Here is an 11710-nt window from a genome sequence, read left to right as displayed (position 1 = left end):
AAACGGACATAGCCCTCTAAATTGGGCGAATGTCTCGTCGTTTGGTCGTGGTCGTCACCGTCGTGCTGACCATGGTGCTTCCCGTCGTCCTTCCCCAACCGGCGCGGTCCGCGCCGGCCGGAGCCGGTCCGTCCACACCGTCCGGCTCCGACCGGCCCGCCTTCCGCGTGGCCGCGCCCGTGTCCGGGGCGCTGCGGTGAACGACTTCGCGCTCGCCGCCACGCCCGGCTCGGTGACCGTCACCGCCGGCCACCCGGCCCGGTTCACCGTCGCCACCACGGTCACCGCCGGCTCGTCCGAGCCGATCACCCTCCGGGTCGCCGACCTGCCCGCCGGGACCACCGCCGAGTCCACCCCGCCCGTCGTCACCGCCGGCGCGTCGGCCGAGCTGACCCTGCACACCTCGATCTCCACCCGCGCCGGCACCTTCACCCTGACCGTCGAGGGCCGGGGCGCCTCGGTGACCCGTCAGGTCGAGGTGCGGCTGGTCGTCCGGGCCGCGCCGGTCGTCCGGGCCGCCTTCTACTACCCGTGGTTCCCCGAGGCGTGGAAGCAGCAGGGGCTGGACCCGTTCACCAACTACCAGCCCGCCCGGGGGTTCTACCCGGTCGACGAGGCCACGGTCCGGGAGCAGGTCGCCGAGATGCGCCAGGGCTGGATCACCCTCGGCATCGCCTCCTGGTTCGGCCGGGGCACCACCACCGACCGGCACTGGCCGGCGATCATGGCCGGCGCGCGGAACACCGGCTTCGCCTGGGCCCCCTACTACGAGCCGGAGGGCGTCACCGAGGTGGACGTCGAGCGGATCGTCGAGGACCTGCACTACCTGCGGATCACCTACGGCGGCGCGCGGTCCCCGCTGGCCGTCCTGCCCGGCCGGGGCATGGTGGTCTTCGTCTACAACGCCAACGACCTCACCGCCGCGCGGGGCTGCGCCACGGTGGAGCGCTGGAACCAGGTCCGGGAGCTGCTGGCCCAGCGGTACGGCGAGAGCGTCTACGTCAACCTGAAGGTGTTCCCCGGATTCCGCACCTGCCCCGGCACGTCCCGCATCGACGGATGGCACCAGTACGGTCCGGCGCGTGCCGAGAGCGACTTCAGCGCGGCCCCCGGCGAGGGCACGTACACCGTCTCGCCCGGCTTCTGGAAGGCCGGACTGGCGTACGGGCAGGAGCCCTTCCTCGCCCGCGACCGGGACCGCTGGCGGGCCGGCCTGGCCCGGATGAACGCCTCCGGGGCGCGGTGGCAGCTGGTGACCACCTGGAACGAGTGGGGCGAGGGCACCGCGATCGAGGCGTCCGCCGGATGTCGCGCCCCGGCTCCGGCGGGAACCTGGTGCGACTGGCGCGGTGACGGGATCTCCGACCTCGTCGCGGACCTGCGTGACCTACCGCCCCCCGGTGCGCCCACCGCGCCACCCGCTGCCGCGCCTCCGTCGGCCCGGCGCCCCGCCGATCCGCCGCCGGAGTCGGTCCGCCCGCCCGCCGGCCCCGCCGATCCGCCGTCAGCCGATCCGCCGGGCCGGTGACCCGACCGTGACGCGGGCCGTGCTCGACTGACCGTCGTGCACCGCCGGCCGGGCGCATTTTCCCGGCTGTTCCGGCGGTCTCAGACCGTCGGTCGAACAGCCAAAAAGCCCTTGCCAACGAGAATGGAACTCGCATCTGGAAATTCCATCACATTGCCCCGACGGCTCCGATGGGGAATTGTTTCCACGAGTCGCGACAATCTGATCTTCATAGCGCTTGAGCTGGAGAAACGATCAGATGAACGTGAACGCGTCGCGACGGAAACCGCCTGCCCGCATGTCGCGTTATCGACTGTTCCGATAATGGACGCGCCCGGTTCACCGCTCGTACGCTTCCGCTGCCCGGGCCATCAACCGGCGGATGAGGCGCAGTCGCGTCGGCGGTGACGATTTCTTCGAAAGAGAATTCCTCACGTGCTGCCCGTCGGTCGGACGAATGGCTCGATCAGCGTTCGGTTCGACCGTGAGGGGTTGGCATGACCAGAGCCGTACTCGGCCCGGCCACCAGTCAGACGCCGGACGGTTCCGCGGCGGTGCCGCAGGACCTCGGGACGCCAGGGGGTGACCGGCCACCCCGGCTCAGCGTCGTGGTGCCCACCCGCGACGAGGCGGAGAACGTGTCCCTGTTGATCGACCGGCTCGTCCCGCTGGTCGCTCCGCTCGACGCGGAGATCCTCGTGGTCGACGACAGTGACGACGACACCCCCGCCGTGCTCGCCCGCGCCGCGCTCGACGCCCCACTGCCGGTCCGCCTGCTGCACCGCCCCGCGCACGCGCGGACCGGTGGCCTCAGCGGGGCGGTGCTGCTCGGGGCCGGGCACGCCCGGGGCGACTGGATCCTGGTCATGGACGCCGACCTCCAGCACCCGCCGACGACCGCCGCGATGCTCGCCGCCGTGGCCATGCGCCACGACGTGGACGTGGTGATCGGCACCCGGTACGCCGGCAACGGCTCCCGGGAGGGCCTGGACGGCCCGGCGCGGGAGGTCACCTCGTCCTGGGCGACCCGGCTGGTCAAGAGCCTCTTCCCGCGCCGGCTGGCCACCGTCAGCGACCCGATGAGTGGCCTGTTCGCCGTTCGCCGCGACGCGCTCCGGCTGGACCGGATGAACCCGGTCGGCTTCAAGGTCCTGCTGGAACTGCTGGTCCGCCACCCGGCGGCGCGGGTCGCCGAGGTCGCCTACGAGATGGCGGCCCGGCACGCCGGCCAGTCCAAGGCCTCGCTGCGGGAGGGGATGACCTTCCTGCGCCACCTGTTCCGGCTGCGGGGGCAGCGGCTGATCGGCCAGATCCGGACCGGCCCCCGTGCCCTGCGGGAGCGCCTGCGCGAACTGGGCCGGCTGGTCGCCTTCGGCCTGGTCGGGCTCTCCGGCATGGTGGTCAACACCGCCGTCCTCTGGTTCTGCTACGAACCCGCCCAACTGCACCACCTGCTCGGCGCGGCGGTCGCCACCCAGGTCTCCACCTCGTGGAACTTCCTCCTGGTGGACAACCTGATCTACCGCCGCACCCGCCGGGCCGGGCTGCCCGCCCGTGCCGTCCGCTTCTTCCTGCTCAACAACGTCCTGCTGCTGCTGCGCCTGCCGGTGCTGCAGGCACTGGTCTGGGCGGGGGTCGGGGTGCTCGCCGCGAACGCGGTCACCCTGGGCGCGCTCTTCCTGCTCCGGTTCCTGGTCAACGACCGGGTGATCTACACCGCCGACGAGCGGGGCCGTCGCGACCCGGTACGGATGCTGGTCGCCGTCGACGGGACGGAGACGGTGCCCACCCCGTCGCGCCGCCGCTACCAGTACCTCAAGTACCGCTACGACGTCGCCGGGGTGGTCACCATCGGCTCCCAGATCCGCCTGCCCGAGCTGGAGTTCTTCCGCGCGCAGTGGGTCGCCGGGGCCGACGTGGACATCGCCGTCCGGGTCGCCGACGTGGGCGGACGCGGCCCGCAGCGACGCGCGGCGATGACCCAGTACGCCGAGCAGTCGGTGCTGCGCTACGAGGAACAGCTCGGTCGGCTGGGCGCGAACTTCCGGATCCAGCTCGGGTCACCGATCGACATCCACGTCGGCCCGCTGCTGGCCCGCTCCCCGCACGTGGTCTACACCAACGTCATCGAGGCGCTGCTCCGCTTCGTGATGGTGTCCCGGGGGCACATGCTGCTGCACTCCGCCTGCGTCACCCTCGACGGCGTCGGGGTGATGCTCTCGGCGCTCACCGACACCGGCAAGACCGCCACCGTGCTGCGGCTGCTGCGCGACCACGGCGGGCTCTTCCTCTCCGACGACATGACGATCGTCCGGCCGGACGGCGTCGCGCTCTGCTTCCCCAAACCGCTGACCATCAGCGCGCACACGTTGCGCGCGGTGCAGGCCCAGGACCTCACCCCGCAGGAGTGGCGGCGACTCCAGATCCAGAGCCGGTTGCACTCCAAGGGCGGCCGGTCGCTGGCGCTGGCCCTGGCCCGCTTCAACCTGCCGATCATGGGCATCAACGCGCTCACCCAACTGCTCGTCCCGCCGCCCAAGTACAGCGTCGACCGCCTGGTGCCGTGCCGGATGGGCACCAGCACGCGGGTGGAGGAGCTCTTCGTCATCGAGCGGGGCGCGCCCGGGATCAGCGATCTCGACCCCACGGAAACCCTGGAACGGATGATCGACAACACCGACGACGCGTACGGCTTCCCGCCGTTCCGCTACCTCGCCCCCTCCATCACCATCGACGGGCAGGGCTACACCCAGCTCCGGGAACGGGAGCGGGAGATCCTCGCCGCCTTCCTCTCCACCGTGCGCGGCCGGGTCGTCTCCTCGGACTGCTTCGGGTGGGCCGACGAGATCCCCCGCCTGCTCCGCGAGGAGCGGGGCGAACTCCGCCGGGCCGCCGTACCGTCGCCGGTGTGGCCCCGGTGGGACGCCCACCTGGCCGGTGCCGGGGGCGCCGTGTGAGCGCCACCGGCACCTCTCCGACGACCCCACCCGGGCAGCGGGTCGGAACGCTGCCGGCCCCCCGCGCCGGCGCCGACCCGGCCGGCGTGGACCGACCGGCCCCCCGTCACCGGGCGCTCGCGGTCGGCCTGCTCACCGCGATCGCCGCGCTCGCCGCCGTCGTCCGGGCCTGGCAGCTCGACGCGCTCGGCTTCAACAGCGACGAGGCCGTGTACGCCGGGCAGGCCGCGTCGCTGGCCGGCAACCCCCGGTACGCCGACCTCTTCCCCGTTTTCCGCGCCCACCCGATGCTCTTCCAGGCGCTGCTGTCGCCGTTCTTCCGGGCCGGCGAGGCGGACGTCGCCGGGCGGGTGGTGGTGGTCGTCCTCGGCGTCGCCACCGTGCTCGCGGTCTACCCGCTCGGCGCGCGCCTCTACGGCCGGCGGGTCGGGCTGATCGCCGCGCTCCTGCTGGCGGTCATGCCGTACCACGTGGTGGTCACCCGGCAGGTCCTCCTCGACGGGCCGATGGTCCTCTTCGCGACGCTGACCCTCTACTGCCTGGTCCGGTTCGTGCAGACGCAGCGCCTGCCCTGGTACCTCGCGACCGCCGCGATGCTCGGCCTGACCATGCTCACCAAGGAGACCAGCGTCGTCCTCGCCGGCGGCGTCTACGCCTTCCTCGCGTTGACCCCGATGGTGCGCCGGCCGATCCGGGCCACGCTGGTCGCGCTGCCGGTGCTCGCCGCGATCTTCGCGGTCCACCCGCTCTCCCAGGCCCTCGCCGGGCGCAGCAGCACCGGCCGCAACTACCTGGTCTGGCAGCTCTTCCGTCGCCCGAACCACCCGATGGACTTCTACCTGGACAACGTCCCGACGGCGGTCGGGCCACTCGTGCTGGCGGCGGCGCTCGGCGGCCTCTGGTGGGCGCGCCGACGCCGGTCCTGGCGGGAGACCCTGCTGCTGTCCTGGATCGCGGTGCCCGTGGTGTTCTTCCAGCTCTGGCCGGTCAAGGGCTTCCAGTACCTGCTTCCCGTCGCGGTGCCGGTGGTGCTGCTCGCCGCCCGCGCCCTGGTGACCCTGCCGGTGCCCACCCGACTGCCCACGCTCCGGGCCTGGCCCCGACGCGCCCGCCCGGCGACCCCCGCCGCGCAGACGCCGGCAGAGCCGCTGCCCGCTGGTGCCGACCGGCCGGACCCACGCGCGGCCCGACTGGTCCCGGCGGTCCGGCTGGCGGCCGTCGCCGTGGTCGCGGTCAGCCTTCTCTGGCCGGCCTGGAACACGGTCAACCACGCCGGACGGACCACCTTCCTCGCCGGCTCCGGCGGGGTGCCCGGTGGCCGGGAGGCCGGCCGCTGGCTGGCGGCCCACACCCCGGAGGGCTCGGTCATCCTGACCGTCGGCCCGTCGATGGCGAACATCGTCCGCTACTACGGCAGCCGGCAGAGCTACGGGTTGTCGGTGAGCCCGAATCCCCTGCACCGCAACCCGTCCTACACGCCGTTGCAGAACCCGGACGCGTCGATGCGCGCCAACGACCTGCACTACGTCGTCTGGGACTCGTTCTCCGCCCGACGCTCGACGTACTTCTCCGAGCGGCTGCTGACCCTGGTCCGCCGGTACCACGGCCGGGTGGTGCACACCGAGTACGTCGACGGCCCCGACCGGACCCCGGTTCCCGTGATCATCATCTACGAGGTGCGCCCATGACCGACCCCATCCGTTCCCGGGCCCGCCGTGGCTGTCTCCGCCGGCCCCTCGGCGCGGCACTCGCCCTCCTGCTCGCCGCCGCCGCGCCGATCGCCGCCGCGCCGGCCGCCGCCCAGCCCGCCGGCGCTCCCGCCGGGGCCGCTCCGGCCCGGCCGGCGGTGGCCGCCCCGCCCGGCCAGCCCGCGACCAGCACGCCGATCCGGCACTTCGTCTACCTCATGCAGGAGAACCACACCTTCGACAACTACTTCGGCACCCGGCCCGGGGTGGACGGCATTCCGGAGGACGTCTGCATGCCGGTCAAGCGGGGCCAGCCCGAGCCCTGCGTCAAGCCGTTCCACATCGGTGACCGGGGCGCGATCGACCTGGACCACTCGGCCGAGGCGTTCCGCACCCAGTACAACGGCGGGAAGATGGACGGCTTCGTCGAGGGGGTGAGCAAGCAGGGCAAGGACGGCACCATGGCGATGGCCTACTACGACGACCGGGAGATGCCCTACTACTGGAACGTCGCCGACGAGTACGTCATCTTCGACCGTTTCTTCAGCTCGTCGAACTCGGGCAGCATCCGCAACCACATGTTCCGGGTCACCGGGGGGCCCGGCGCGTACGGCGAGGCGGAGACCATCCCGGCGACCGGGTGGGGGGACATCCCCACCATCTTCGACCGGCTGGAGGCCGCCGGGATCTCCTGGAAGTTCTACGTGCAGAACTACGACCCGACGATCACCTTCCGGACCCGTACCGCCGAGGAGGAGATCGACCGGGGTGCGCAGGTGATCTGGGTGCCGCTGCTGGCGTACGCCCGCTACATCGACGACCCGAACCTGTCCAGCAAGATCGTCGACCTGGACGAGTACTACGAGGACGCCGCGAAGGGCGACCTGCCGGCGGTGGCGTTCGTTGCCCCGGCCGGCAACAGCGAACACCCACCGGGCAACATCCGGGCCGGGCAGACCCTGGTCCGCTCGCTGCTGACCCAGCTCATGCGCTCCCCGGCGTGGGACTCCTCGGCGTTCTTCTGGTCGTACGACGACTGGGGCGGCTGGTACGACCACGTCACCCCGCCGCAGGTCGACAAGTACGGCTACGGCTTCCGGGTGCCCGCCCTGATGGTCAGCCCGTACGCCCGTCGGGGCCACGTCGAGTCCACCACCCTCGACTTCGCCTCGGTGCTCAAGTTCATCCAGGCCAACTGGGGGCTGGCGCCCCTGGCCGACCGGGACCGGAAAGCGGCGAACTTCCTCGGCGCGTTCGACTTCGAGTCGCCACCCCGCCCGGCGGTGCTGCTCGACGCGGAACGGAACCCGCCAGCGGTCCACCGGCCCCGGCCGGAACCGGTCTACGCCTCGTACGCCGTCGCGGTGGCCCTGGTCGGGGCGCTGGTCGCCGCAGCGGCGCTGCGGGGACGGAGGTCACGATGACCCGGCCGATCCGTCGCCTGCTCCTGCTGCTGGCCGTGGTGGCGGCCCTGCTGACGCTCACCCCGGCCGCCGCCGCGGCCGACGGTCCCGCCTCCCGCCGGCCGGGCGTCCTGCGCATGCAGACCGTGCCGCCGCTGGCCGGCGTGCAGGTCACCGTCGACGGCACCACCGTGCGTTCCGACAGCCACGGGCGGATCGCCGTGCGGGTGCGGAACTTCCTCGGCCTGGAAGACCGGATCAAGGTCGCCGCGGCGGCGGTCAGCCCCGACCGGCGGGTCGTCTTCGACCGTTTCCGGGGCAGCCCGGACGCCGGGGTGCGCCGGGTCGTCGAGGTCGGGCTGCGCACCGTCCGCCGGGTCTCGTGGAGCTTCGTCGAGCGGCTGGGCACCCCGGTCCCGGTGGAGCGGATCACCACGATGCGGCTGCGGAGCAGCACCGGGGAGATCCACGAGCTCAGCGGGGCGGACCTGAGCCGACCCCGCTGGATCGCCGAGAGCCGCACCCAACAGGGCCCGCTCGGGCTGGCGTCGAAGCAGCTCTACTACGTGGTGGACAGCGTCGTGGTGGACGGCACGTCGGTGGTCAACCGGGCCGCGCAGCGGTTCGTGCCGTGGGACCGGCAGGAGTGGGTCATCGAGCTGCTGTTCTTCAAGGTCACGTTCAGCGCGGCGGACATGATCTTCAGCCGGCAGGCCGGGGACGGCGTGGTGCTGACCCGGGCGGACGGCCGGGTCGAACGCCTCGGGTTCGCCGCCGACGGCACGGTACTCGTCCCCGACCTGCCCCGGGGCACCTACGAGGTGAAGGTCGCCGGTGGCGGCGTCTCCTTCGGACGCCCGGTCAGCATCAGCCGCGACCAGCAGGTGGTGCTCAGCGTGATCAGCCCGCTCGACCTGAGCCTGGTGGTCCTCGGCGTGCTGGCCGTGGCGCTCGGCCTGATCCTGGTCGGCCGACCGCACCTGTTCCGGCTGCTCGTCCGGCCGCGTCGCCCGTTCTGGCTCCGGCTTCCCCGTCGCCGACGTACGGCGGCCCCCGGCGCGGACACGCCCGACGCGCCGGTCCCCGCCCCGGCAGCTTCCGGTTCCACGCCCGAGCAGCCGGTCCCCGTCCCGGCGGCACCGGCGGCCCGTCCGTCGGTGGCGAACGGCGTGGCAGCCGGGGCAGCGGCGCGCGGGGCCCGGCGGACCGACGGCCGTCGCGGCGCGGCCGTCGCGGTCGCGGCGTTGCTGGCGCTGCTGGCCCCACTGCCGGTCGCCGACCGGCCGGCCTCCGCCGGCGTCCCGGCGCGGACGGCTCCCGCCGGGACGCCGGACACCGCGCTCCCGTGGGCCGCCGTCCCACCTTCGGTGGCCGCCGCCGCCCCGAACCCTCCGGCGTCGTCCGCCCCGGTGCCGGTGCTCGCCTACTACTACATCTGGTTCAACCCGACCTCCTGGAACCGGGCCAAGACCGACTACCCGCTGCTCGGGCGGTACTCCAGCGACGACACCGAGATCCTGCGCCGGCACGTCCGGATGGCCAAGGCCGCCGGCATCGACGGGTTCCTCGTCTCCTGGAAGCACACCCCGCAGCTCGACGCCCGCCTCGCCGCGCTGGTCGACGTCGCCCGGCGGGAGAACTTCAAGCTCGGCATCGTCTACCAGGGGCTCGACTTCGCCCGTGACCCGCTGCCGCTGGCGACGGTCCGCGCCGACCTGGGGCACTTCGCCGACCGGTACGCCACCGAGCCGGTGTTCGACATCTTCGACCGGCCGGTGGTGGTCTGGACGGGCAGCGAGAAGTTCACCGCCGAGCAGATCGACGACACGGTCGGGGAGGCCCGCCGTCGCCTGCTCGTGCTCGGCAACGCCAAGAACGTCGACACCGTGGCCGACACCCGGGGCGTGCTGGACGGTCAGGCCTACTACTGGTCCTCCGGCGACCCCGTCGAGGAGAAGACCGACCGGAAGCTGGCCGCCATGTCGGAGGCGGTCAAGCGCACCGGCGGACTCTGGATCGCCCCGGTCGCGCCCGGCTTCGACGCCCGCATGATCGGCGGCCGGCGGGACGTGGACCGGCGCGACGGCGACACGCTGCGCGCCTCGTTCGCCGCCGCCCGTCGCTCCGCGCCGGACGCCCTCGGGGTGATCAGCTGGAACGAGTTCAGCGAGAACACCCACATCGAGCCGAGTGAGCGGTACGGCGAGACGTACCTGGGGGTCCTCGCCGACCTGCTCGGCCGCGCCGTCGACCACGACGTGCTGTTGGAGAGCCACGCCACCACCGACGAGAAGCCGTGGGGGCTGCCCGCCTGGGCGGCGCTGCTCTCCACCGTCGCGGTGGCGGCCGTACCGCCCCTCTGGCTGGTGCACCGCCGACGCCGGGCCCGGTCCGCGGTCACCCCACCGACCCAGCGGGGCGCCGCCCCGCAGGTGGATCCAGTGGACCTCTGAGGCCTCGTCGCGGGCGGCGGTGACGCCGCCCGCGACGGGGCCGCCGGGGCCGGTGAGGAGAACAGCAATGATGCGGACGACACGTGGCCGGCTGGTCCGGCCGACGGTGGCGCTGCTGGTGGCGGTCGCCGTGGCGGTCTCCGGACCCGTCGACCCGGCAGCCGCCGCGATACCCCACGTCCCACCTCCGGCGGCCACCCCGCCCCCGGCTCCCCCCGACCCGACGTCGACCCCGGCCAGCGTGCCGGTCACGCCCGTGGCCGACGCCTGGGTGGACAGCATGGACCCGGCGACCAACCACGGCACCGGCAGCCTGAAGGTGGACGGCCTGCCCGTCGCGGTGGCGTACCTCCGCTTCGACGCGCAGGGGGTCGACCCCGAACCCTCCGCGCTGCTCCGCTTCCACGTCGAGACGTCCAGCAGCACCGGCGTGGAGGTCCGCGCGGTCGGCGACGAGCCGTGGCAGGAGACGACCCTGACGTACCACGACGCGCCGCCGCTCGGGGCCGTGGTCGGCAGCAGCGGCCCGGTCTCCGCCGGCACCTGGGTCTCGGTGGACGTCTCGGCGCTGGTCACCGGCGACGGACCCGTCACGGTGGCACTGACCAGCGCCAACGACACCGGCGTACGGATCACCAGCCGGGAGGGGACGGCGAAGCCGGAACTGCTCGTGCCGGCGCCGCCCAACCCGTCGCCGTACCGGGTCACCCGGACCGGGGCGGTCACCTACGAGGCCGTCTCCCAGGTCACCGGGCACAGCTACCGGGGCAGCCTCAAGTCGGTGGTGGAGAGCGCGGTCAGCCAGCTCGACGGTCGGGGCGGCGGCACGATCGCCTTCGGCCCCGGCACGTTCGACCTCGGCGGGGAGTTCTTCAAGCTCGTCCGGATCGACGACATCACCTTCGCCGGGGCGGGCATGGACCTGACCCTCATCCGGAACCACAGCACCGCCAGCGCCGACACCGAGCCCTTCAACACCAAGGGAGCGGTCCGGATGGTCGTCCGGGACCTCACCGTCTCCGCCGGCGGCGCACCCCGGTCCACCAGCGACGCCCTCGACTTCGACGACGGGGTGGACGTCCTGGTCGAGCGGGTCCGGGTGACCGCCGCCCGGGGCCGGGGCATCGTCTTCGACGGCAAGAACCAGGGCTGGAGCTCCACCGGGAACACCGTGCGGGACTGCGTGGTCACCGGCGCCACCAGCGACGGGATCGAACTGCTCGCGTCGAGCCGGAACACGGTCACCGGCTGCGCCATCAGCCACGTCGGCGGGCACGGGATCCAGATCAACCGCGCCTCCGCGGACGCCGACCAGCCGAACAAGACCTCCGACCGGAACCTGGTGACCGGCAACGTCGTCGACCAGGCCGGCCAGGACGGGATCAACGTCGACGGGGGCACCGCCAACCAGATCATGAACAACCGGGTCACCAACAGCGCCGACGACACGGCCGGTCGGGACGGCATCCGGCTGACCAGCCCCACCGGGGTCGGCTGCGCCGAGAACGTCGTCGCCGGCAACCTCGCCACCGACGACCAGGCGGTCCGGACCCAGCGCTTCGGGCTGCACATCGCCACCAGCCGGTGCGTCGCCACCGTGGTCGGACCGGGCAACGACTTCACCGGCAACCTCTCCGGCGGCATCCGCGACGTCGGCACCGACACCGTCTACCAGTGAGCGAACGGGAGGGCGTCCCGACGC

Annotated in this window: 7 protein-coding genes; all 7 read left to right on the top strand. The window is 73.0% G+C overall.

The features are described from left to right. Nucleotides 1–29: 29 nt before the first annotated feature. Entirely contained in the window at nt 30–200 is a 171-nt protein-coding gene (locus GA0070618_RS33280; RefSeq protein ID WP_157748912.1) for a hypothetical protein, read from the top strand. Then, nucleotides 197–1528, top strand: a complete 1332-nt coding sequence (locus GA0070618_RS04320) for a glycoside hydrolase family 71/99 protein (RefSeq protein WP_088980471.1) — start codon at nt 197–199, stop codon at nt 1526–1528. Before GA0070618_RS33280 ends, GA0070618_RS04320 begins: the two co-directional genes overlap by 4 nt. A 476-nt stretch (nt 1529–2004) precedes the next feature. Continuing rightward, a complete protein-coding gene (locus GA0070618_RS04315; protein WP_088980470.1) occupies nt 2005–4464 on the top strand; it encodes a glycosyltransferase in 2460 nt (819 codons plus the stop codon). Next, complete coding sequence (locus tag GA0070618_RS04310) at nt 4461–6152, top strand: glycosyltransferase family 39 protein (protein WP_088980469.1); 1692 nt, start codon at nt 4461–4463, stop codon at nt 6150–6152. The genes GA0070618_RS04315 and GA0070618_RS04310 overlap by 4 nt, the downstream gene beginning before the upstream one ends. Next, nucleotides 6149–7576 (top strand): alkaline phosphatase family protein, encoded by a 1428-nt coding sequence (locus GA0070618_RS04305; RefSeq protein ID WP_088980468.1) that lies wholly within the window; start codon nt 6149–6151, stop codon nt 7574–7576. Before GA0070618_RS04310 ends, GA0070618_RS04305 begins: the two co-directional genes overlap by 4 nt. Continuing rightward, nucleotides 7573–10008 carry an endo-1,3-alpha-glucanase family glycosylhydrolase gene (locus tag GA0070618_RS04300; protein ID WP_088980467.1) on the top strand — a complete coding sequence of 812 codons (2436 nt, stop codon included), beginning with the start codon at nt 7573–7575 and terminating at the stop codon, nt 10006–10008. Before GA0070618_RS04305 ends, GA0070618_RS04300 begins: the two co-directional genes overlap by 4 nt. 67 nt (nt 10009–10075) lie before the next feature. Continuing rightward, the gene (locus GA0070618_RS04295) at nt 10076–11686 is read left to right on the top strand and encodes a right-handed parallel beta-helix repeat-containing protein (RefSeq protein ID WP_088980466.1); all 1611 of its coding nucleotides are present in this window, start codon (nt 10076–10078) and stop codon (nt 11684–11686) included. Nucleotides 11687–11710: the final 24 nt, after the last annotated feature.

This window comes from Micromonospora echinospora, assembly GCF_900091495.1.
Classification (GTDB): domain Bacteria; phylum Actinomycetota; class Actinomycetes; order Mycobacteriales; family Micromonosporaceae; genus Micromonospora; species Micromonospora echinospora.
The sequence above is the reverse complement of the archived record's forward strand: the minus strand, read 5'-3'. Positions and strand labels throughout refer to the sequence as shown.